27 protein-coding genes are annotated in these 21544 nt (G+C 65.3%); 14 read left to right on the top strand and 13 right to left on the bottom strand.

The features are described from left to right. Positions 1-2 precede the first annotated feature (2 nt). From moaE to ACE3QM_RS06465, 3 genes are all read left to right on the top strand, one after another. On the top strand, positions 3-461 hold the full coding sequence (gene moaE / locus ACE3QM_RS06475; protein WP_048408486.1) for a molybdopterin synthase catalytic subunit MoaE: 459 nt from the start codon (positions 3-5) through the stop codon (positions 459-461). After that, complete coding sequence (gene mobA / locus ACE3QM_RS06470) at positions 458-1042, top strand: molybdenum cofactor guanylyltransferase MobA (protein WP_374421030.1); 585 nt, start codon at positions 458-460, stop codon at positions 1040-1042. The genes moaE and mobA overlap by 4 nt, the downstream gene beginning before the upstream one ends. Before the next feature lie 174 nt (positions 1043-1216). Then, positions 1217-2908, top strand: a complete 1692-nt coding sequence (locus ACE3QM_RS06465; protein WP_374421028.1) for a bifunctional UDP-sugar hydrolase/5'-nucleotidase — start codon at positions 1217-1219, stop codon at positions 2906-2908. A 19-nt stretch (positions 2909-2927) separates the two neighbouring features. Here the strand turns inward: ACE3QM_RS06465 and ACE3QM_RS06460 are convergent, their stop codons facing one another. Continuing rightward, positions 2928-3542, bottom strand: a complete 615-nt coding sequence (locus ACE3QM_RS06460) for a 3'-5' exonuclease (protein WP_231461138.1) — start codon at positions 3540-3542, stop codon at positions 2928-2930. A 135-nt stretch (positions 3543-3677) separates the two neighbouring features. On the opposite strand from ACE3QM_RS06460, the gene ACE3QM_RS06455 reads away from it, so the two are divergent. Beyond that, positions 3678-4289, top strand: coding sequence for an EAL and HDOD domain-containing protein (locus tag ACE3QM_RS06455; RefSeq protein WP_374421026.1), 612 nt, complete (start codon positions 3678-3680; stop codon positions 4287-4289). A 9-nt stretch (positions 4290-4298) separates the two neighbouring features. Here ACE3QM_RS06455 and ACE3QM_RS06450 read toward each other — a convergent pair whose 3' ends face one another. Beyond that, positions 4299-5099, bottom strand: coding sequence for an ABC transporter substrate-binding protein (locus tag ACE3QM_RS06450; protein ID WP_053074216.1), 801 nt, complete (start codon positions 5097-5099; stop codon positions 4299-4301). A gap of 237 nt (positions 5100-5336) precedes the next feature. Further along, positions 5337-6764: a DEAD/DEAH box helicase gene (locus ACE3QM_RS06445; protein WP_048408483.1), complete on the bottom strand. Its 1428-nt coding sequence runs from the start codon at positions 6762-6764 to the stop codon at positions 5337-5339. Between the two features lie 384 nt (positions 6765-7148). Between ACE3QM_RS06445 and ACE3QM_RS06440 the strand changes: the two genes are divergently transcribed. Both ACE3QM_RS06440 and ACE3QM_RS06435 read left to right on the top strand, forming a co-directional pair. Next, positions 7149-7844, top strand: coding sequence for an MliC family protein (locus ACE3QM_RS06440; RefSeq protein WP_374421022.1), 696 nt, complete (start codon positions 7149-7151; stop codon positions 7842-7844). A gap of 233 nt (positions 7845-8077) precedes the next feature. Beyond that, positions 8078-8614, top strand: a complete 537-nt coding sequence (locus ACE3QM_RS06435) for a YaeQ family protein (RefSeq protein ID WP_231461135.1) — start codon at positions 8078-8080, stop codon at positions 8612-8614. Between the two features lie 59 nt (positions 8615-8673). On the opposite strand, the gene ACE3QM_RS06430 is transcribed toward ACE3QM_RS06435, so the two are convergent. The 4 genes from ACE3QM_RS06430 to ACE3QM_RS06415 are packed head-to-tail and all read right to left on the bottom strand — an operon-like array spanning position 8674 to position 10025. After that, positions 8674-8832, bottom strand: coding sequence for a hypothetical protein (locus ACE3QM_RS06430; protein WP_156183732.1), 159 nt, complete (start codon positions 8830-8832; stop codon positions 8674-8676). Next, positions 8829-9062: a hypothetical protein gene (locus ACE3QM_RS06425; protein WP_374421019.1), complete on the bottom strand. Its 234-nt coding sequence runs from the start codon at positions 9060-9062 to the stop codon at positions 8829-8831. Before ACE3QM_RS06425 ends, ACE3QM_RS06430 begins: the two co-directional genes overlap by 4 nt. 58 nt (positions 9063-9120) lie before the next feature. Then, positions 9121-9729 (bottom strand): FMN-binding negative transcriptional regulator, encoded by a 609-nt coding sequence (locus tag ACE3QM_RS06420; protein ID WP_374421017.1) that lies wholly within the window; start codon positions 9727-9729, stop codon positions 9121-9123. Continuing rightward, positions 9726-10025, bottom strand: a complete 300-nt coding sequence (locus tag ACE3QM_RS06415; protein WP_231461132.1) for an antibiotic biosynthesis monooxygenase — start codon at positions 10023-10025, stop codon at positions 9726-9728. Before ACE3QM_RS06415 ends, ACE3QM_RS06420 begins: the two co-directional genes overlap by 4 nt. Positions 10026-10137: 112 nt before the next feature. Between ACE3QM_RS06415 and ACE3QM_RS06410 the strand changes: the two genes are divergently transcribed. Both ACE3QM_RS06410 and ACE3QM_RS06405 read left to right on the top strand, forming a co-directional pair. Then, entirely contained in the window at positions 10138-10665 is a 528-nt protein-coding gene (locus ACE3QM_RS06410) for a GNAT family N-acetyltransferase (protein WP_231461131.1), read from the top strand. 54 nt (positions 10666-10719) lie between these two features. Beyond that, the gene (locus ACE3QM_RS06405) at positions 10720-11217 is read left to right on the top strand and encodes a M48 family metallopeptidase (RefSeq protein WP_374421015.1); all 498 of its coding nucleotides are present in this window, start codon (positions 10720-10722) and stop codon (positions 11215-11217) included. A 61-nt stretch (positions 11218-11278) separates the two neighbouring features. Here ACE3QM_RS06405 and ACE3QM_RS06400 read toward each other — a convergent pair whose 3' ends face one another. Then, positions 11279-12277, bottom strand: a complete 999-nt coding sequence (locus tag ACE3QM_RS06400) for a sulfate ABC transporter substrate-binding protein (RefSeq protein ID WP_231461130.1) — start codon at positions 12275-12277, stop codon at positions 11279-11281. A gap of 209 nt (positions 12278-12486) precedes the next feature. On the opposite strand from ACE3QM_RS06400, the gene ACE3QM_RS06395 reads away from it, so the two are divergent. From ACE3QM_RS06395 to ACE3QM_RS06385, 3 genes are all read left to right on the top strand, one after another. Then, positions 12487-13059 (top strand): RBBP9/YdeN family alpha/beta hydrolase, encoded by a 573-nt coding sequence (locus ACE3QM_RS06395; protein WP_374421013.1) that lies wholly within the window; start codon positions 12487-12489, stop codon positions 13057-13059. A 268-nt stretch (positions 13060-13327) separates the two neighbouring features. After that, positions 13328-14284 (top strand): substrate-binding domain-containing protein, encoded by a 957-nt coding sequence (locus ACE3QM_RS06390; RefSeq protein WP_374421011.1) that lies wholly within the window; start codon positions 13328-13330, stop codon positions 14282-14284. 115 nt (positions 14285-14399) lie between these two features. Next, the gene (locus tag ACE3QM_RS06385; RefSeq protein ID WP_374421009.1) at positions 14400-14942 is read left to right on the top strand and encodes a DUF2059 domain-containing protein; all 543 of its coding nucleotides are present in this window, start codon (positions 14400-14402) and stop codon (positions 14940-14942) included. Between the two features lie 90 nt (positions 14943-15032). Here ACE3QM_RS06385 and ACE3QM_RS06380 read toward each other — a convergent pair whose 3' ends face one another. After that, positions 15033-15257: a hypothetical protein gene (locus ACE3QM_RS06380; RefSeq protein WP_374421007.1), complete on the bottom strand. Its 225-nt coding sequence runs from the start codon at positions 15255-15257 to the stop codon at positions 15033-15035. A gap of 111 nt (positions 15258-15368) precedes the next feature. Between ACE3QM_RS06380 and ACE3QM_RS06375 the strand changes: the two genes are divergently transcribed. From ACE3QM_RS06375 to ACE3QM_RS06365, 3 genes are all read left to right on the top strand, one after another. Beyond that, a complete protein-coding gene (locus tag ACE3QM_RS06375) occupies positions 15369-16166 on the top strand; it encodes a substrate-binding periplasmic protein (RefSeq protein ID WP_374421005.1) in 798 nt (265 codons plus the stop codon). A 74-nt stretch (positions 16167-16240) separates the two neighbouring features. Next, positions 16241-17104, top strand: coding sequence for an NYN domain-containing protein (locus ACE3QM_RS06370; RefSeq protein WP_374421003.1), 864 nt, complete (start codon positions 16241-16243; stop codon positions 17102-17104). 94 nt (positions 17105-17198) lie between these two features. Continuing rightward, positions 17199-17717 (top strand): GNAT family N-acetyltransferase, encoded by a 519-nt coding sequence (locus ACE3QM_RS06365; RefSeq protein WP_231461126.1) that lies wholly within the window; start codon positions 17199-17201, stop codon positions 17715-17717. A 57-nt stretch (positions 17718-17774) separates the two neighbouring features. On the opposite strand, the gene ACE3QM_RS06360 is transcribed toward ACE3QM_RS06365, so the two are convergent. From ACE3QM_RS06360 to ACE3QM_RS06345, 4 genes are all read right to left on the bottom strand, one after another. Then, positions 17775-19043, bottom strand: coding sequence for a chloride channel protein (locus ACE3QM_RS06360; RefSeq protein WP_374421000.1), 1269 nt, complete (start codon positions 19041-19043; stop codon positions 17775-17777). A gap of 117 nt (positions 19044-19160) precedes the next feature. Continuing rightward, positions 19161-19619, bottom strand: a complete 459-nt coding sequence (gene pyrI, locus ACE3QM_RS06355) for an aspartate carbamoyltransferase regulatory subunit (protein ID WP_048408471.1) — start codon at positions 19617-19619, stop codon at positions 19161-19163. 20 nt (positions 19620-19639) lie between these two features. Further along, positions 19640-20560 (bottom strand): aspartate carbamoyltransferase, encoded by a 921-nt coding sequence (gene pyrB, locus ACE3QM_RS06350; RefSeq protein WP_048408470.1) that lies wholly within the window; start codon positions 20558-20560, stop codon positions 19640-19642. Positions 20561-20911: 351 nt separating this feature from the next. Further along, positions 20912-21523 (bottom strand): LysE family translocator, encoded by a 612-nt coding sequence (locus ACE3QM_RS06345; protein WP_048408469.1) that lies wholly within the window; start codon positions 21521-21523, stop codon positions 20912-20914. Positions 21524-21544 lie beyond the last annotated feature (21 nt).

Genomic DNA, 21544 nt, shown 5'->3' with positions numbered 1-21544 from the left:
GCATGGAGCCGTTCACGGTGCGGGTGCAGCCGCAACGCTTCAACGCCGGCGTCGAGATCGACGCCTTGTCCGGCAATCCGGCCTGCGGCGCGGTGGTCAGCTTCAGCGGCCTGGTGCGCGATTACGGCGACAGCCGCGATGTGACCGCGCTGGAGCTGGAGCATTATCCGGGCATGACCGAGAAGGCGCTGGCCGCCATCGTGGAAGAAGCGCGCCGGCGCTGGCCGCTGCAGGCGGCCACATTGATACACCGCATCGGCCGGCTGGCGTTGGGCGAGCCCATCGTGTTGGTGGTGGTGGCCAGCAGCCACCGCCGCGACGCCTTCGCCGCCGCCGAATTCCTGATGGACTACCTGAAGCAGGACGCGCCGTTCTGGAAGAAGGAAATCCTGGTTGACGGCAGCGAGCGCTGGGTGGAAGCCAAGCACAGCGACGCCCAGGCGGCGGAACGCTGGCAATGAGCCATCAGGCGCTGATCCTGGCCGGCGGCCGAGCCACGCGCATGGGCGGCGCCGACAAGGGCCTGGTGGCGCTGTCGGGCCGGCCGCTGCTGGCGCACGCCTTGTCCGCCTTGTCCGCGCAACTGCCGGCGCCGGCGCGGGTGTGGATCTCGGCCAATCGCAATCTGGAGGTGTACGCCGGTTTCGGCTGCCCGCTGCTGCAAGACCCGCTGCCGGATTTCCCCGGTCCATTGGCCGGGGTGCTGGCGGCCTTGCAGCGGGACGACGGCGCGGTTTGGCTGGTGATGCCCTGCGACGCGGTGCGGCTGCCGGCCGATTTCTCGCGTCGCTTGCTGGCGGCGCTGGCGGATGGCCGCCAGGCGGCCAGCGCGCGCGACCGCGACGGCTGGCACCCCAGCCTGCTGGCGCTGGCGCCCGGCCTCAGCGCCGGACTGGCCGCCTACCTGGCCGGCGGCGGCCGCTCCATCCGCGGCTGGCTGGCCGGCCTGGATCATGTCGAAGTCGAGTTCGATTACGCTTTTCCCAATCTCAACACTCCCGACGCGCTGGCGGCGTTGCAGGCGCAGCCGCGCGCCGATTGAGGGCGGTGAGTCAGTTTGCTTCGTATCACGAAAGTTTTAATTCTTTGTCATTTTTGTTTGCTATAGTGCGCGCGATCGGAACGCCGCTCGATGTCCATGGCAGTGGGCGCGGCGTCTCCTCCATCGCTGGCGGCCGGCGGGTCGCGGCGGCATACAAGACTAAGGATGGGTTTCGTGAAACTGAAGACTGCAAGCTTGTGCCTGGCCTTGAGCCTGGCGCTGTTCGGTTGTTCCTCCGGTTCCGGCGGCTGGGCGCCCGGCGACCAGAATTCCGGCGTGTCGCGGCAACCGGTGGCGGTGAAGATGATCGCCTTCAACGATTTCCACGGCAATCTGGAAATGCCCGGCCAATTGACGGTGCCGGACCCGGCCAACCCGGGCAAGACCATCAAGGTCAACGCCGGCGGCGTCGATTACCTGGCGGCCTGGGTGCAGGCGTTGCGCGCCAAGTCGCCCAATAGCGTGGTGGTGTCGGCCGGCGACCTGATCGGCGCCAGCCCGCTGGTGTCCGGCCTGTTTCACGACGAACCCACCATCGAGGCGATGAACCTGCTGGGCCTGGACCTCAACGCCGTAGGCAACCACGAGTTCGACGACGGCCAGCAGGAACTGCTGCGCATGCAGAACGGCGGCTGCAAGGCCGACGCGCCCACCACCTCCTGCCAGAACGGCAAGTTCGTTGGCGCCAAATTCAAATTCCTGGCCGCCAACGTCAAAAAAAGCGATGGCGGCACGCTGCTGCCGGCTTACGAGATCAAGAAGTTCGGCGGCATCCCGGTGGCCTTCATCGGCATGACGCTGAAGGGCACGCCGGAGATCGTGTCGCCGGACGGCATCAAGGGCTTGAGCTTCCAGGATGAGGCGGCCACGGTGAACCAGCTGATCCCGCAGCTGAAACGGCAGGGCGTTTCAGCCGTGGTGGTGGTGGTGCACGAGGGCGGCTACCAGAGCGGCGGCTTCAATGATTGCAACGGCGTGTCCGGCGCGATTGTCGACATCGTCAAGAAGCTGGACAAGGCGGTGAAGCTGGTGGTCACCGGCCACACCCACCAGGCTTACAACTGCGTGATCGACGGTCGCCAGGTGACCAGCGCCAAGAACTACGGCCAGTTGTTCACCGAGATCGACTTCGTGCTGGACCCGGCCACTCGCGACATCAAGCCCGGCACGATACAGGCGCAGAACCGGGTGGTGAGCCAGGACATCGCGCCGCTGGCCTCGGTCAGCAATCTGATCAAGCTGTACAAGGACCTGGTGGCGCCGGTGGCCAACCGCGTGGCGGGCCAGGCGGCGGGCACCTTGGATCGTAGCGCGTCGCCGGCCGGCGAAACCGCGCTGGGCGATGTGGTGGCCGACGCGCAACTGGCGGCCGGCGCCGCCCAGGGCGCGGTGGTGGCCTTCATGAATCCGGGCGGCGTGCGCGCCGACATCATTCCCGGCGCCGGCGGCAACGTTACCTACAATCAACTGTTCACCACCCAGCCCTTCGGCAATGTGATGACCACGCTGACCTTGACCGGCGCGCAGATAGACCAATTGCTGGAACAGCAGTGGAGCGATCCGACCCGGGCCAAGATCCTGCAAGTGTCCCAGGGCTTCAGCTATAGCTGGAGCCAGTCGGCGCCGGCGGGCAGCAAGGTGGATATCGGCAGCATCAAGATCAACGGCATCGCCATCGATCCGCAGCAAAGCTACCGGGTGCAGGTCAACAACTTCATCGCCGGCGGCGGCGATGGCTTCACCGTGTTGACCCAGGGCAGCAACCGGGTTGGCGGCAAGGTGGACGTGGATGTGCTGGAGAGCTATTTCGCCAGCGCGTCGCCGGTGGCGGTGCCGGCGCTGAACCGCATTACGCGGCTGCCCTGATGTTTGTTCCGGCGCGGCTTCAGCCGCCGCGCCGCAAACCGCCGCGGGCGTCCAGCTCGCGGTATACCCGCAGCGCCACCCAGGCGTCGTTGCCGGCATAGGCCTGCTGCGCCGGGCTCAAGGGCAGCTTGGACCAGTTGGTGGTGGACAGCTTCTTGGATTTGCGGAAGTACTGGCCGAATAGCCGCGCCACCGCCTGCACCGCGCCGACGGTGATGCGCGCGTCGTCGCTGGGAAAGTGGTCCACCAGGTCCAGCACCCGGCCGCAGCGGATGCCCAGCCGCTGTTGTAGCAGCGCCTGGTCCGAACTGAGCTCAAAGCCCACCAATAGCCGCTTGGGGTCTTCCAGCAGGGTTTTCAGTTCCGGCGCGCACTGGCCGTCCTGTACCGGGAACAGCCAGGCGCCGTCGTCGCTGGCTAGCTGGATCAGGTGCGGACCGGTGGGTTTCTCGCCCTTGTGGAAAGTCGGGCGCGATTCGGTGTCGAAACCCAGCACCGCGCAGCCGGCCAGCGCCTGCAGCGCGGCGGCGGCCTGCTCCGGCGTTTCCGCCAGCCGCACTTGTTCCGGCGTCAGGCCGGCGAACAGCGGCAGGGTCTTGATTTCCTCGCGCGGAATTTGTCGGGTTGGCAACATGGCGGCTCTCTTGACCGAGGTAATCTGCAACCTTACCGCATTTAACGGCGATGGTCAGGCATAAGCTGTCATATTCTTTCAGCGCGTCGGCAGGAGATGCCCAACAGCGGCGGCAATATCCTGTAATATCGACGCATGCCCGATTCCTTCCGTTATCTCGGCCGCCAGGCCATCGTCGACCGTCAGCAGCAACTGGTGGCCTATGAGCTATTGTTCCGCTCCAGTCCGGCCAATTTCGCCCTGGTGCGCGACGATCTGCTGGCCAGCGCCGAGGTGTTGCGCAACGCTTTCGGCGAATTGGGCAATGTGGACGTGTTGGGGCAGTTTCCCGGCTTCATCAATGCCAGCGCCGATTTGCTGCAAGACCGTATCCTGGATCAATTGCCGGCGGAACGGCTGGTGCTGGAAATCCTGGAAACCGTGACGGTCACCGACGAATTGCTGCTGCGCATGGCGCAATTGCGCGCCCGTGGTTTCCGCCTGGCGTTGGACGATGTGGTCCACCTGGGGGCCGATCAGATGGCGATGCTGCCGCTGGTGGACATCGTCAAGGTGGACGTGGCGGCGGTGGAAGCGGCGCGCTTGCCGGCGTTGAAGGCGCAGCTGGACGGTTTCGACGGCATCCTGTTGGCGGAAAAGGTGGACAGCCACGCGCAGTTCGAGCGTTGCTGCGAGCTGGGTTTCGACTGGTTCCAGGGTTATTTCCATAGCCGCCCGGTGGTGCTCAGCAGCGCCGATCTCGGGTAAGCGGCGCGTTCAGGGCATCCGGATCGGCCGGTGATAAGCCAGGCTGGCGGCGCGGGTGTCCGCCACCAGGCGTTCAAACTCGCCGCTGTCCTGTAGCGCCTTCAGGCCGCGATTGAAACGCTCCACCAGCTCCGGACCCTGGCGATGCTTGCGCCAGATCACCACATGCAGCGGCGCCACCCAGAACGATTTGCTTTGCGGTTCCAATTGCTGTGCCAGCCGCGGCGGGAAGTTGCGGGCGATCAGATATTGGCCCACTTCCTGGTCGATGGGAAACAGGTCGATGCGTCCGGCCAGCAGCTTGCGCAGATTGGTGACGTCGTCCGGCGCCACGTCCGGAATCAGCCGGCCGGCGGCCACTTGCTGGTTGAATTCGTCGGAGTAGAAATTCCCTACGGTGACGCCCACCCTGGCATTGCGCAGATTGGACAGGTCGCTCCAGGGAAAGCTGGCGTTGCGGCGCTGAAAGAACACCATGCGCGCATGCAGCACCGGCTGGGTGAACAATAAATCCTGCTTGCGCTCCGGCGTCGGCGCCCAGCCGAAGCTGCCGTCCACGGTGCCGTTGCGCGCCGATTGCAGCGTGCGGTTATTGGGATAGTAGCGGAAGGTCACGTCGACATTGGCGCGGGCGAACGCCTCTTTCACCAAGCGCGACAAAATGCCGTCGTACGGCAGTTCCTTGCCCATATAGGGCGGCCACTCCTGGTTGGACAGGATGACTTTCAGACGTGGCGCGGCCTGCGGCTGAGCTGCCGCCAGCAGGACTACAGCCAGGCTGCCCAGCAGCCAGCTGCGAAGTCTCATCATTCCCCGAATCCTTGCTCGATCTGTGCGCGCTGTATGCGTGCCGCCCGCGTGAAGCGCGGCGCGGGCAGCTTCCGCTCGATATTGTTTGTTGCTGAATCGTAGGCAGGTTTGCCGTCCGCCGTAAAGCGCTTCCAGCGCCGCGGGGCCGGCGAGGGTGCGGACAAGCCGCGGCGGAGGGAGGGATGTGGATGGCCGCGGCGGCGGCCGCGCCCTGTGGGTGCGGCGCCGCGCGCGGTTTTAGCGGCCTTTAGGCGGGCTGAACAGCGCCGAGCTCGGACGCGAGGCGGCGGGCTTGCCGCGCTGGCCCTGGCCTTGCTGCGCGCGCTGGCCGGTTTGGCCGCCTGTTGTGTTTTTGGCCTGTCCCTGACCTTGTCCCTGGCGCGGCTTGGACGCCGGGGCGCGGTGGCCGTGGCCGGTGGGCTTGCTGTCCGGCTGGTGGCGCGGTTTGCCGCCGCCGCCCTGGCGCTGCGGCTGGCCGCGGCGATTGCCGCCGCCCATCGGGATGGGCTCTGGCTTCACCGACAAGTCCGCCTCGAAGCCCGGCACGCTGAAGCGCTCGATCGACTGCTTGGTGAGCTTCTCGATGTCTTTCAGGAAGTTGAATTCGTCGACGCACACCAGGGACACCGCCTCGCCCTTGCTGCCGGCGCGGCCGGTGCGGCCGATGCGGTGCACATAGTCTTCCGGCACATTGGGCAGTTCGAAGTTGACCACTTGCGGCAATTGGTCGATGTCCAGGCCGCGCGCGGCGATATCGGTGGCTACCAGTACTTGCAATTCTCCGCTCTTGAAGTCAGCCAAGGCGCGGGTACGTGCGTTCTGACTCTTGTTGCCGTGAATCGCGGCGGCGGGGATGCCGCTCTTGTCCAGTTTTTCCGCCAGACGGTTGGCGCCGTGCTTGGTGCGGGTGAACACCAGCGCCTGGAACCAGTTGTGCTCCTTGATCAGGTGCATCAGCAGTTCGGTCTTGCGGTCGCGGTCCACCAGGTGGACTTTCTGGTTCACCAGTTCGTTGGTGGTGTTGCGGCGCGCCACTTCCACCAGCTTGGGATTGTCCAGCAGGCGATCGGCCAGGCCCTTGATCTCGTCGGAGAAGGTGGCGGAGAACAGCAGGTTCTGGCGCTTGGCCGGCAGCAGCGCCAGCACTTTGCGGATATCGTGGATGAAGCCCATGTCCAGCATGCGGTCGGCTTCGTCCAGCACCAGGATCTCAACGCCGGACAGATCGATATTGCGTTGGCCGGCGTGGTCCAGCAGGCGGCCGGGAGTGGCCACCAGGATGTCCAGCGGCTTGCGCAGCGCGCGGGTCTGCGGATTGATGTTGACGCCGCCGAACATCACCATGGATTTGAGCGGCAGGTGTTTGCCGTAGGTCTGCACCGATTCTTCCACCTGGGCTGCCAGCTCGCGAGTGGGCGTCAGCACCAGCGCGCGCGGGCGGCCCGGCTGGGTGGCCGGCTTGCCCATCAGCAGATGCAGCAGCGGCAGGGTGAAGCCGGCGGTCTTGCCGGTGCCGGTCTGGGCCGCGGCCAGCAGGTCGCCGCCTTGCAGCACTTGCGGAATGGCCTGCGCCTGGATCGGGGTGGGGGTGGTGTAGCCGGTTTCGCTGACGGCGCGCAACAACGGTTCAGCCAGACCGAGGTCGGCAAAGGTGAGTGTGGACATGTTTGCTCCTGCGACGGCCTATCGCAGTATGTGCGAACCAATCCAGGCTGACGGGAAAAAGTTAGGGGTATGCGGTGGGCGCTTCCGGATGAAGCGCGCGCGGCGCGCAAAGATTGGAATTTTGCGCGCGGGAGGCCGGAGTGTACCGGCAAATGGCCGTTTTGGGAACTTGTCGCCGCATTGTCATATCCATTCCAGCGGAATCACGCGCCGCTCCGGGATACGGCGGCGGCGCTTATTATTAATAAATGCGCATGAGCGAACTGGTATCATGTTGGCTTCGCGCCGGTGCGGCACTATGTGCCTGGCCGGCGCCGGCGGATGCCTGTTTGGATGTGGCCGCCCGGAGTCGGGTGGCGATAACGCAGTTCAGAGGAAATCGGTATGCCTGGATCCGCCCATAGGCTGATCGGCTTGATCATATTGTGTCCGGCGCTGGCGCTGGCCGCCGGCAGGAACGACCACGGTCGCGGCGACGGCGGACATGGCCGCGTGGCCGACGGCGGCAAACCGGCCGAGGAAGCGACCGAGGCCGGCGCGCCGGTTGCCACCGATTTCAAATGCGACAAGCCGGGCAATCCGGTGGAAGCCATGGTGTGCCAGGACGACAGCCTGACCCGTCAGGACAATAGGCTGGAGAAGGTCTACGCCCAGGCGCTGGAGCTGGCGCAGCAGGGCCGGCCGGGCGCCGAGTCCAAGCTGATCGCCGAGCAGCGCCGCTGGGTAAAAAGCCTGAAGGACTGCGTCAAGACCGAGGACATGCATATGTGCCTGGGCGACGTCTACATCATGCGCATCACCCAGTTGCAGGCGGCCTGGGGCCTGGCGCCGGCGCTGACGCCGCTGCGCTATGTCTGCAAGGGCAATGCCACCCGCACCGTGTTGGCAACGTTCTACCGCACCCATCCGCCCACGGTGAAACTGGAATACAACGGTTCCACCGCCATTCTGCACCAGGGCCTGAGCGGCAGCGGCGCGCGCTATGCGGCGCCGGGCCTGGAGTTGTGGATCAAGGGGCGCGAGGCCAGCATTACCTGGCGCGGCGAGCCCTTGGATTGCTCCAGCCAGCCATCGCCCTGAGAGCCTGTTCAAAGTCTCGCGAGCAAGGGCGAGACAAGGCGAAAACGAGCGAAAAAGCGGAATGTACAAGTGGTACATGAGCATTTTGAGCTCGTTTTTAACGCCGTATCGCTGAAGCGCAGCAGACTTTGAACAGGTTCTGAGACAGCGCGGCGCCGGCCATCCGCGATGATTGCGCGCAAAAGCCGGCTGACCCGTACAATAGCTTCTTTTTTCGCAAAACCGGTTTCCGCATGGCCCTGTCCGCCACCATTTACAAAGCCAATCTCGCCGTGTCCGACATGGATCGCGGCTATTACGCCAGTCATCAGCTGACGCTGGCCCAGCACCCGTCCGAAACCGTGGAGCGCATGATGCTGCGCCTGGCCGCCTTCGCGCTCAACGCCAGCGAAACCCTGCAGTTCAGCCGCGGCCTGAGCGCCGACGACGAGCCCGAGTTGTGGCAGAAGAGTTACGCCGAAGACATCGAGCTGTGGGTGGAACTGGGCGAGCCGGATGAGAAACGGCTGAAAAAGGCCTGCAGCCGCGCCGATAAAGTGGTGTTGTACAGCTATGGCGGCCGCGCCAGCGAAGTATGGTGGCCGCAGCTGGAGAACAAGCTGGCGCGCCTGGACAAGCTCAGCGTGTTCCGCGTCGAACCGGCCACGCTGGCTGAGTTGGTCGCCATTTGCCAGCGCAGCATGCAGCTGAGCGCCACCATCCAGGACGGCCAACTCTGGCTGGCCGACGAAACCAGCAATGTGCTGGTGGAGCCGCTGCGCCTCAAATAAGACGCGCAGCGCCTGTGCAAGGCCGTATCGTCGACGCCTAGCTGATCGTAAACAGGTTCTCAGCCGCACAGCCAGGCGCGCAAGCGCGTCAGCCAGCCGGCTTGCGCCGCGCGCGGCAAGCGCGCCTTGCGCTTGAGCCAGGGCATGCGCTGATGGCGGGCCTGGGCATGGGCGCTCAATACACGGTGGTGGCGCAGGGTGTGGACACAGCGGCTCATCGTTGCGCGCTCACTTGCCGCCACCAGGCACGCAAGGAGGCGCGCCAGCCGGGCGCGGCTGTCTCGCGCTCTTCGTGCGGGAAGCGGGCGTTGAGAATATAGCGGCGCAGCGCCAGCGGCGCCGCGTCTTCATCCGGCAGATAGTCGGGGATGCCGCGCGCCGGCTGCGCGCGGATGGCGGATTTGCGGGTGCTCATCGGCAAGGCCTCGCGGTGAAAAGACATTCGCATACTAGGCCTCGACGTGTAAAAAGCGGCTAAAGAATCCGCCGCCGCGGATAAAAAGACGCTAGTCGCGCCGCGCGGCGCGCATTGCGCGCGCCAAGGCGCCGTCATCGCCCCCGATGCGTTCCAGCGCCGCGACCACGCCGTCCTGGTCCGCCGCGCTGCGGTTCTGGCTCAGTTTTTCCTTGAGATCCCAGCGCTCCACCCGCAGCCGGAAACCGACGATGGCGCGCGGCATCGCCTGGATGGCCGCGTTTTCGCTTGGCAGCCGCCAGCCGGATTCGCCTTCGAACCGGCGCACCTGCCGTTCCAGCTGCCGCAGCAGGGCCGTGCCTTCCATTTCTTCCGCCACGCCGTGAGCATGCGCGACCCGGTAGTTCCAGGTGGGCACCTGGGCGCCACCGGCGGCGTACCAGGCCGGCGACACATAGCCATGTTCCCCGTGAAACAATGCGACGCTGCGGCCGCGCAGCAGCGCCTGGCTGTGCGGGTTGGCGCGCGCCAGGTGGCCGAGCAGGCAGTCCGGCTGTTCGGGATCGGCCAGCAGCACCAAGTGGCTGATCCACGGCTCGCCGTCGGTCTGCGGGGTGATCAGGGTGGCGAAGGGATGGGCGGCCAATAGTTCCGGCAGCGCGGCCAGGCGGCCCGAGAATGCGTCCGGCGTATACATCATGGCGTGGGCTCCCATTCATAACTGCGTTCGATGCGCGCAACTTCCACCCGGTACTGTCGATACCAGCGCTCGCGTCCCAGTTGCTGCGCCAACAGGTGATCGGCGTGCGCCTTCCAGGCGCGGATGCTGTCGGCGTCCGGCCAGTAGGACAGCGCGATTTCCTGGCCGTCCTCGCTGGCGGAGACAAAGGCGAGACAGCCGAAACGCTCCAGCGCCAGTTGGCGCATTTGCTGCGCCACGGCGAAGTATTCGGCATCGAGTTGCCGCGTGGCGGCGCGGAAAATCACGACATGCATACAGGACCTTCCTGGAGTAAGGTGGAGGAATCGGCATTGTCTCGATTGCCGGCGGTCGTGACCAGAGCCAGTCGGGCCGTTGGCGTGGAACCACCGTGACAGGGGAGTGAACATGACCAAGAGGCTGTTATTGCGCGCGGCCGATGCTCGTGATGTCGAGCGGATCGCCGCTCTGCATGTCGCCAGCTGGCAGCAGCATTATCGCGGCATCCTGCCGGATGAATACCTGGACCAGCGCGCCTGGGACGAACGCCTGACGCTGTGGCGCCAGCGCTTCGCCGCGGCGTCGCCGCCGTGGGTGCGGCTGGCCTTGTGGTACGGCGAGTCGGTGGGTTTCGTCTGTCTACTGCCGGACGAGGCGCCGGAACGCGGCGTTTACCTGGACAATCTGCATGTGCTGCCGGGGCAGCAGGGGCGCGGCGTGGGGCGGGCGCTGATGGCCGCCGCCGCCGCGGAGGCGCTGCGCGTCGCGCCGGGCAGGCCGTTGTATCTGTGGGTGTACCAGGCGAATCACGCCGCCTGCGGTTTTTACCGCTCGCTGGGAGGCGTGGCGTCGACGCCGCGCGAGGTGGACACCGCGGCCGGCAGCCGCGCGCTGGCGCTCAGCTATCAGTGGGATGATCCGTCCCGCTTGTTGTAGCGCCGGTTTGCGCCGCCGCAACACCTGGCCGCCGCATCGTTTTACAATGGCGTGATGCCGACTCTCAATTATTTGCAGCACTACCCCGCCGCCTTGCTCGGTCAGGTGCAGGCGCTGCTGGACTCCGGCCAGCTGGGCGCCTGGCTGGCGTGCAGGTATCCGGACCCCCATGAGGTGCAGACCGACAAGGCGCTGTACCTGTACGTGTCCGAGCTCAAGCAGCGCTATCTGAAAAACGCGGCCTTGCCGGCCAAGGTGATGTATGACAACCAGCAGCACCCGGTCAAGGGCACGCTGGGCACCAATACCTTTGTGTCGCGGGTGCAGGGCGGCAAGCTGAAGACCAAGAACGAAATCCGCGTCGCCGCCTTGTTCCGCGACGCGCCGCTGCCGTTCTTGCGCATGATCGTGGTGCATGAGTTGGCTCATCTGAAGGAGAAGGACCACAACAAGGCCTTCTACCAACTGTGCTGCCATATGGAGCCGGACTATCACCAGCTGGAATTCGATATGCGGGTATGGCTGACCTGGCGCGAAAGCCAGGCGGCCTGATCCGCGGTTCCCGCAAGCACAACAGCCCGGCGTTGCCGGGCTGTTCGCATTGAGGGGCGCGCTATTTCTTGGCGATTAGCTGATCGAACACGCCGCCGTCGGCGAAGTGCTTGCGCTGGGCGCCGCGCCAGTCGCCGAAAGTGTCTTTCAGCGTGAACAGCTTGACCTTGGGGAACTGGCCGGCGTATTGCGCGGCGATCTTGGCGTCGCGCGGGCGGTAGTAGTTCTGCGCCGCGATGGTCTGGCCCTGCGGGGTGTACAGGAACTTCAGATAAGCCTCGGCCAGCTTGCGATTGCCCTTCTTGTCGGCCACCTTGTCCACCACCGCCACCGGCGGCTCGGCCAGGATGGACAGCGAGGGGGTGACGATGTCGAATTTGTCCGGTCCCAATTCCTTCACGGCCAGCACCGCTTCGTTTTCCCAGGCCAGCAGCACGTCGCCCAGTCCGCGCTGGGCGAAGGTCAGCGTCGCGCCGCGCGCGCCGGTGTCCAGCACCGGCACATGCTTGTACAGCTCGCCTACATAGGCGCGGGCCTTGGCCTCGTTGCCGCCGGGCTGTTTCAGCGCGTAGCCCCAGGCCGCCAGGTAGTTCCAGCGCGCGCCGCCGGAGGTCTTGGGATTGGGCGTGATCACCTGGATGCCGGGCTTGATCAGATCGCCCCAGTCGCGGATGCCCTTGGGATTGCCCTTGCGCACCAGGAACACGATGGTGGAGGTGTAGGGCGAGCTATTGTCCGGCAATCGGCTTTGCCAGTTCTTGGGCAGCAGGCCCTGGTCCGCCAGCACGTCGATGTCGTAGGCCAGCGCCAGCGTCGCGACATCGGCTTCCAGACCGTGCTGGATCGCCAGCGATTGCTTGCCGGAGCCGCCGTGCGATTGCTTGATGGCGACGTCGCCGCCCTGTTTCTTCCATTGCTCGGCGAAGGCCTTGTTGATGTCCTGATACAGCTCGCGAGTGGGGTCGTAGGAGACATTGAGCAGCTCGGCGGCCAGCAATGGCGCGGCGGCGCTCAGCAAGGATAGGGACAGCAGGGCGTGACGAAGGGTGAGGCGAGGCATGGCGGTTTCCCGGGAAAGCGAACGATGCTTGCATCTAATCAGAAATGTTTTAGCGCCAGAAGTGATTGTTTTTCATCTTTAAATTCCAAATAAATCTATATGAAGTAGGTCTTTTTATAGATATACGGAATAAACATCTTGTTCTATATCATTTCCAGAAATATCAAAGCCGGCCTACAGTGCGAATTCAACCTTTGAGGAACTGAGCGATGGAACCTTCGCTGGCCGATTTCGACTTGATCATTCAGCCCGGCTGGCGCAACTCCGGCCCGCGGCACTGGCAAAGCCATTGGCAGCGGCGGCTGGGCGCTACGCGGGTGGAGACCGGCGATTGGGACGCGCCGCAGCTGGAGGATTGGCTGCAAGGCCTGGATCGGGCGCTGGCGCTGGCGCGCAAGCCGGTCATCGTCATCGCCCACAGCCTGGGTTGCGTGGCGGTGGCGCATTACGCGCAGCGTCAGCCGCGGCGGATTGCCGGCGCGCTGCTGGTGGCGCCGGCGGACGTGGAACGCCCCTTCGTGCCGCGCGAGCTGATGGGCTTCGCGCCGGCGCCGCGCCAGCCGCTGCCGTTTCCAGCCAGAATGGTGGCGAGCAGCAATGACCCGTTCTGCAAGACGCCGCGCGCGGCGCGGCTGGCCGGCTACTGGCGCACGCCCATCGCCTGGCTGCGCCAGGCCGGCCACATCAATGTGGAGTCCGGCCACTGCCAGTGGGAAGAAGGCTGGCTGCAACTGGAGCTGCTGGCGCAGCGGGTGAGGGCCAGCCTGAGCCAGGCGGCCTGAGAACCTGTTTACGATCTGCTGCGCGTCGGCGGGATGGATAGAAATGGGCGTTGAAACCAAGCTCAGTGCTCATGTATCACGTGTACATTCCGCTTTTTCGCTCGTTTTCGCCTGGTCTCGTCCTTGCTCGCGAGCCTTTGAACAGGCTCTGAGAAGCTGTTTGCGATCTGCCGCCCGCGAGACGTCGAGCGGGCGTTGTGCGCGCTTTCGCAGCGGGAGCGGCGTGGTCTAAACTGGGGTGACACGCATTCAAGCATCCCGGGTGGCCATGAAACCGAGCCGATTCCTTGCCTGTTGCTGGCCGCTGCTGGCCGGGGCCGCCAACGCCGCGCCGCCGCCGAGCCGCATCGGCATCTCCGTGGGGGCGCTGGACAACCCCTTTTATCAGATCGTCGCGCGCGGCGCCTTGCAGGAGGCGCGCGCGCTCAATCCCCAGGCCCAGATCACCACGCTGTCCGCCAACTTCAGCCTGGAGCGGCAGCAGGAGCAGGTGCGGCAATTGCTGCGCCAGCGCGTGGAACTGATCCTGTTGGTGGCCGCGGACAGCAAGGCGGTGGCGCCGTTGGTGCGCGAGGCGCAGCAGGCCGGGGTGCGGGTGGTGGCGGTGGATGTGGACGCAGCCGGCGCCGACGGAACGGTCAAATCCGACAATCTGCAAGCCGGCGTGCTGGCCTGCCGCTATCTGGCGGAGCGAATGCATGGCGAGGGCAACTTCGTGATCCAGAACGGCCCGCCGGTGTCCTCGGTCTGGGATCGGGTGGCGGGCTGCCGCCGTAGCTTGGCCGCGTTTCCCAAGATCCAGCTGCTCAGTCATCAGGAGAGCGGGCTGGCGTCCAGTTGGGGCGGCAAGCGGCTGATGACGCAGCTGCTGTTGCGCTACCCGGCGATCAACGGCGTGTTCGCCAGTAACGACCGCCAGGCGTTGGGCGCGGAACAGGCGGCGCGCGCGGCCGGGCGCAAGGAAGTGATGATAGCCGGCGTGGACGGCTCGCCGGACATCGAGAAAGCGCTGCGCGGCGATAGCCAGATCGTGGCCTCTTCCAGCCAGGCGCCTTACGCCATGGGCGTGGAGGCGGTGAAGCTGGGCCGCCAGTTGCTGGCCAATCCCAAGCTCAAGCCGCGCACGGTGACGGTGCCGGTGCAGCTGATCACCCGCGACAATATCGGCGCATATCAAGGCTGGCTGGGGCCGCAGTCGCCGGCTTCCGCGGCAGCCGGGCGCTAGCCGCGCGCCGCCACGGCTTTTTTGACCTGCGGCGGCGGGGGTGTCACACTGCCGGTGTTTTCGCGTCGGCAGCGCCGGCGCCAGCTGTTTCCAACTCAAAGCCAAAGGATTCCACATGTTCGCATCACGCCCGCTCAAAGCCGGCCTGGCCGCCCTGGCGCTGACCTTGCCGCTGCTGGCGCACGCCGACGCCGCTCAGGACGCCGCCGTCAAAGAGTTGTCCGCCACGCTGAGCCTGAACAATATGCTGCCGGAACTGGCGCAGCGCACCACCGCCAGCGCGATGCCGCTGCTGCAGGAATACTTCGTCAAGAACAAGATCAAGCTGAGCGAAGCCCAACAGAAGAAAGCGCAGGAAGGCTTCAAGACCTACGGCGAGAACGTGCACAAGCTGGCCAGCGATTACTTTGGCTCCAGCGCGGCCAAGCAGCAGTTCGAGCAGACAGTGGCCAAGGCCTACAGCGCCCAGTTCAGCGCCGACGAACTGAAGCAGATCAACGCCTTCTACAAGACCGCCGCCGGTCAGAAGCTGCTGAAGCAGCAGCCGCAGATCATCAACACCATCGCCGGCGACACGCTGAAGGCCGCCGAACCGGTGTTGCTGCCCAAGATGCGCGCCGCGGCGGAAAGTTTCGGCAAGAACATCGCCAAGAAATGATCAAGCCACGCTTCATCGCACAAGCCGCCCGTTGAGGCGGCTTTTTTATTGCCGCATCGCGCCAGCTTGGTGCCGATGCACCAGAATGGGTCAGTTCAGCATCAGGCTGAGGCGGCGCGCGGTGTCCACCGCGGCCTCGGCCTGACTGGATTCGTCCTGCCACACCCAGACATTGTGGGTGGGGTCCAGCGCCTCTATCAGCCATAGGCGGCCGCCGCTGCCCAGCGCCACCTGGCGCGCGCGCACCGGCCGGCGGTAGTTGAACATCACCACTTCGCTGGTGGCGGCGGCGGTATTGCGCGAAAACAGTTTCATGGCGGCCTCGCGGCGGGAACGATGGATGACTGGCGTCAGTGCAAGACTCGTGCCAACGCCGGGCGGCGCAGCGGCTATAAAGTGTTTATCGACACGGGATATGTCATTCAAATGATTCGATGCGGCTTACTGCTGTGCTGGGCCGGCTTGGCGCTGGGCGCCACCGTCCCGCCGCGCCAGGTCGTGGTGCTGACCGATAACGGTTATCCGCCGTATTCCTACGAGGCGGATGGACGCGCGGTGGGCGTTTACAACGAGGTGCTGCGCGCGGCGTCGCAGCGCATGGAAGGCTATCGCATCGAGTTGCGGCCGGTGCCGTGGAAGCGCGGCCTGGTCGAGCTGGAAGCCGGCCGCGCCATGGCGCTGTCGCCGCCGTATTACCGGCCGGAGCGCGAGTACATGAGTTATTCGGCGCCGTTCTGGCAGGAGCAGGTGGTGGTGTATTGCCGGGCGGAGGTGATGCGCACGCCTCGGCAGCACTGGCCGGCGGATTTCCTTGGTCTGCGCTTTGGCAACAACACCGGTTTCCGGCCCGGCGGCAAGGCGTTCTGGCAAGCGGTGCAGCGCGGCGAGATCCAGCTGGACGAGGCGCCGGACACGCGGGGCAATCTGTTGAAACTGATCAATGGACGCATGGATTGTTATTTGAACGACAAGCTGTCCATCCACTACATGCTGGACCGTTTGCAGCGGCGCGGCGCGATCAACGCCAGTCAGCGCGGCGAACTGGTGGAGGCGGTCAGCCTGAACGGCGAGCAGGCCTATATCGGCTTCAGCAAGCGCGGACCCCAGCGCTACCCGTATCAGGACGATTTCATCCAGCAACTCAACGCCGTGCTGGAACGGATGAAACGGGAAGGACGGATTGCCGCCATCGTCGAGCAGGCCTTGCATGGCGGGCTGCCCTAGCGGCGCCGTTTGCCGGTTTTGACAGCGGCGAGCGCCGGTTTTAGCATGGTTCGGTCGCATTACGGAAATCAAGCATGGAAAACCGCAAACTGGCGGTATTGATAGACGCCGACAACGCACAGTCGGCGCTGATTGCCGAACTGCTGGCCGAAGTGGCCAAGTACGGCACCGCCGTGGTCAAGCGCGCCTACGGCGATTGGACCACCAGTCAATTGAAGGGCTGGAAGGAAGTGCTGCATCAATACGCGATTTCGCCGATTCAGCAATTCGCCTACACCAAGGGCAAGAATTCAACCGACTCCGCCTTGATCATCGACGCGATGGATCTGCTCTACACCGGCAATTTCGATGGTTTCTGCCTGGTGTCCTCCGACAGCGATTTCACCCGCCTGGCCACCCGGCTGCGCGAGTCCGGCCTGATGGTGATCGGCCTGGGCGAGCAGTCCAAGACGCCGCGGCCCTTCATCGCCGCCTGCGACAAATTCGTGTTCACCGAGATTCTGCGGCCGGAGCCGGCGGCCAAGAGCGCGGGCGACAGGCCCAAGGCGCGCAGCACCCGCAGCCGCGCCAAGCCGCAGCCGGAGAAGGAGCGCCACCCGCTGCAGGACATGTTCACCAATGCGATCGAGGCGGTGGCGCGCGACAGCGGCTGGGCCGAGTTATCGGTGGTGGGCACTTATCTGGCCAAGAACGACCCCTCGTTCGACCCGCGTGTTTATGGCCATTCCCGGCTATCGCAAATGGTGAAGAAGCTGGATTTCCTGACGGTGCAGGAAAGCCGCAACGGCTCCAAGCTGCATTGTGAAATCCGGCTCAAGCAGGACGGCGAACCGGCGCTGCCTGCCGTCGTGTCCGCGCCGCCCGAGCCCGAAGCGACGCCGGAAACGCCGGTGCGCAAGAAGCGCAGCCCGCGTAAAAAGCCGGCGGCTGCCGCCTGACACGGCTACTGGTACACTGTTTGCATTCCAAGGATCAGCGCCGGCGCATGCGCCAGCGATCCGTACAACAAGCCATATTCGCAAGGGACAGAACATGATTATCCGTGACGCCACGCTGGAAGACCTGGCGGCGATTCTCGACATCTACAACGAGGTCATCGCCACCACCACCGCCATCTACAACGACGATCCGCTGTCCGCCGGCGAATTCGCCGTGTGGTTCCAGGACCGCGCCGCCGCCGGCTACCCGGTGCTGCTGGCCGAAGAGGGCGGCAAGATCCTGGGCTTTTCCAGCTTTGGCGATTTCCGCGTCAAGCCGGGCTACCGCTTTACCGTGGAACACAGCGTGCACCTGTCGGCCGATGCCCGCGGCAAGGGCATAGGCACCGCCTTGGTGCAGGCCTTGTTCCCGCGCGCCAAGGCCTTGGGCAAGCACACCATGGTGGGCGCGGTGGACGCCGCCAATGAGGGTTCGATCCGCTTCCATGAAAAATTGGGCTTCCAGCAAGTGGGCATGCTGCCGCAGGTGGGGTTCAAGTTCGGCCGCTGGCTGGACCTGGTGTTCTTGCAACGTTTCATCGATGGCGCCAGCGAGGGCCCGGCGACGCCATAAGCCGGTTCACGGTCACGCGAGGCGGCCTTGCGAGGAGGCGTAGATCGTAAACAGGTTCTAACGACCGTCATATAGCGCCCGGCCGCCCAGCAAGCGGCGGCTGAGGCGCGCAGCCAGCCAGGAGGCCAGCAGCAAGGGCGCGGTCAGGCCGAAGCTGGCGGTCATCTCCAGCATCATGACCACGGCCAGCCACGGCGCTTGCGCGGTGGCGGCCAAAAAAGCCGCCATGCCGGTGACGATGACGCCGGCCAGCGGCGCCGCGCCGGGCCACAGCGCGTTCAACGATAGGCCGATCAAGGCGCCTCCGGCGGCGCCGACAAACAGCATGGGCGTGAAGATTCCGCCCACGGCGCCGGAGCCGCTGGTGGCCGCGGTGGCCAGCAGCTTGCAAAGCAGCAGGGCCAGCAAGGTCTGCCACAGCGGCGCGGCGGTCAGCAGCGCGGACACCGTGCTATAGCCGTTGCCCCACATTTCCGGCCAGAACCAGGCCAGGCTTCCCACGATCAATCCCCCCAGCGCCATGCGCGCCGGCAAGGTCAGGCCGATGGCGGCGAAGGCGCGCCGCGCGGCGTTCATCGCTTGCAGAAACCACGGCGCGAGCAGGCCCAGCGCGCAGGCCACCAGGCAGTAGGCCAGCAGGGCCGTCGTTGTCAGCGCCGGCAGCGGCGGAACGTGGTAGATCGCCGGCAGCTTGAACCAGGCGCCGGAGGCCAGGCTGGCGACGGCCGAGGCGACGATCAGCGGCGGCAGGCCGCGCCAGCGCCGGCGCGGCCGTACCACTTGGCAGACGAACAAGACGCCGGCCAGCGGCGCGTGGTAAGCGGCGGACCAGCCGGCGGCGATGCCGCAAGCCACCAGCAGGCGGCGGCGCGGCAGGGAGAGGCGCTGCCGCCGCGCCAGCAGCGAGCCGCCCAGCGCGGCCAGCGACACCATGGCGCCCTCGCGGCCGATGGAGCCGCCGGAGGCGACGGTGCACAGCGAGGACAGGCATTTGATCAGCACGGTGCGCAGGCCCAGGCGGCCGTCGCCGACGCGCACCGCTTCCAGATAGTCGCCGCCGGCCGAGCCGCGCGCCAGCCGCAGGCCGTGTTGCAATACCAAGCCGGCCAGCAGGCCGCCGACGGCGGGCAGGGCGGCGCGTTGCCAGGCGGGCAGTTGGCGGGCGATGCCGACCAGGCTGCCGCTCATGCCGGTGAGCAGGTGTTCCAGCGCGTTCAGCGCCAAGTGGAAGCCGGATACGGCGGCGGCGCCCAGCAGGCCGATGAGCACGGCGGCGGGCAGGTCGGGGAGGTGGAGCTGGCGAAGCAAGGCGGCCGGGCGGGGCATCGGGTCGTCCAGTGCGGAAATGAGAAGCGCCGCAGATGACTGCGGCGCTTGCTCGTGCTTTTTACCACTGTCGAATGCAGTGTTTTCTTGATATTTCTCTATTCACCCTTGTACGACTTAGCGCACCTCTGCAACGATATCCCTACTGAACACCTTTTCGCAATACTTGCATTTCATTTTTGTGTCGCGCGCCTGGGGTTTGACATAGAAAAAGCTGGTCACCGGCTCATTATGCGAAATGCAGTTGGAGTTGGGGCAGGAGAAGATGCCTTCGATGGTGTCCGGCAGCGCCAGCTTGTGTTTCTTCACCACTTCGAAATTGTCGATCACGTTGACGGTGGCCTGCGGCGCGAACAGCGCCAGCTCGTTGGCCTGCTCCTCCGACAGCGCGATGTTCTCCACCTTGATGATGTCCTTGGCGCCCATGTGGCGGCTGGACAGGTTCAGCCCCACGGTGACGCGCTCGCCGGTTTCGCTGAGCTTGAACAGGCGCAGGATGGTCAGGCCCTGGCCGGCCGGGATGTGGTCGATGACGGTGCCTTGCTTCAGCGCTTCTACGGTGCGGGTGTATTGCATGATGGTTTCCTTTTCCTGAATCAGACGGTCTCGTTCAACACCAGCGACAGCAGCGCCTGGCGCGCGTAGACCCCGTTCTTGGCCTGTTCGAAGTAATAAGCGTGCGGCGTGGCGTCCACGCTGGTTTCGATCTCGTCCACGCGCGGCAGCGGGTGCAGTATCTTCATATTGGTGCGGGCGCTGTGCAGCATGTCGGCGCGCAGCACGAACTTGCCCTGGATCTTCTTGAACTCGGCCTCGTCGAAGCGTTCGCGCTGCACCCGGGTCATGTACAGCACGTCCACTTGCGGAATCACATCGTCCAGGCTGCCGACCACGGTGTACTGGATGCCTTTTTCGTCCAGTTCTTCGCAGATGTAGTCCGGCATCGCCAGCTGTTCCGGCGCGACGAAGTAGAAGCGCGCGCCGAACAACGACAGCGCCTGGGTCAGCGAGTGCACGGTACGGCCGTACTTGAGGTCGCCGACGAAGGCCACGGTCAGGTTTTCCAGCGTGCCCTGGGTTTCGCGGATGGTGAACAGGTCCAGCAGGGTTTGGGTCGGGTGCTGGTTGGAGCCGTCGCCGCCGTTGATGATGGGCACGGCGGAGAATTCGCTGGCCAGCCGCGCCGCGCCCTCCTTGGGATGGCGCATCACCACCGCGTCGGTGTAGGACGCGATGATCTTGATCGAGTCGGCCAGGGTTTCGCCCTTCTTGGCGCTGGTGTTGCCGCCGTCGGCGAAGCCGATGACGCTGCCGCCCAGCCGTTGCACCGCGGTCTCGAAGGACAGCCGGGTACGGGTGGACGGTTCGAAGAAACAGCTGCCCACCAGCTTGTCCTTCAGCAGATCGTTGCGCGGCTGCTGCTTCAGCTTGCCGGCCGTGGCCACCACCAGCTCCAGTTCCTCGCGGCTGAAGTCCGGTATGGAAATGATGTGTTTGCGGTAGAGGGGGTTGGCCATGGTCGCGTCCTTTCAATAGTGGCTTTATGAGTCGCGGATAAAAAAAAAGCCCCTGGGATCAGGAGCTTGTTTTCATACTGCGCTGGGGTTCGGGAACGGCAAGGCCTCGAGCCAACGCCAAGTCGCCGCCGTGGCGGGCGGTGCGTCGTGCGGGAAGAGCTGCTGCGTGGGTCATTGCCTGCGGTCCGAACAAAATTGCGGGATTGTAATCCCAATTCCGGCGCGGCGGTAAGATCCGTGTCGCATTTATCGAAATTGATGGCAGAAAAGGGACACTTCCCGTGTCGGGAAGTGCCTTGAGCGCGCTTGTCACACTGTATCTTCGACGCGCGGCAGATCGTAAACGGGTTCTCAGCGCAGCGCGTATTTGATTCCCAGCCCCAGAAAACAGATGCCCAACAGGCGGTTCAGAAGCAGACGGCCGCCAGGGGCGAACGCGCGGCGGCGCAGATGGCCGGCCAGCCACACCAGCAGCGCCAGGTAGAGCATATTGATCAGGCAGAACACCACGGCCAGCTGAGCGAAACCGGCGGCGCCGGCGTGGCCGGCGTCCAGGAACTGCGGAAAGAAGGCCATGAAGAACAGAATGGCCTTGGGATTGGCCAGGGTGATCAATAGCGAGCGGCGGAAACAGGCGCCGGCGCCGCGCTGCGCCGGCGCGGCCGCCGTGGCGCTGTCGCCACGGGCCAGCAGCAGCTTGGCGCCCAGCCAGGCCAGGTACAGCGCGCCGGCGTAGCGCAGCAGTTCGAACCAGCCGGGGTGAGCGGCCAGCAAGGCCGCCACGCCGCCGCCGGCCAGCGCGATCAGGATCAGATCGCCGGCCAGCAGCCCGGCCTGGGCCGCGTAGCCAGCGCGCAAGCCGCCGCCGCTCAGCGCGCCGAGTATCGACAGGGTGCCGGCTCCCGGCGTCACCACCAGCAGCAGCGAGGCGGCGACGAATGGCCACCAGTCGATTGCCGTCATCAGGGTCGTCCTTTCATGGCC

Source organism: Chromobacterium sp. (genome assembly GCF_041912965.1).
Lineage (GTDB): Bacteria > Pseudomonadota > Gammaproteobacteria > Burkholderiales > Chromobacteriaceae > Chromobacterium > Chromobacterium aquaticum.
Note: the sequence above shows the minus strand (reverse complement) of the source record. Positions and strands in the feature narration are given on the sequence as shown.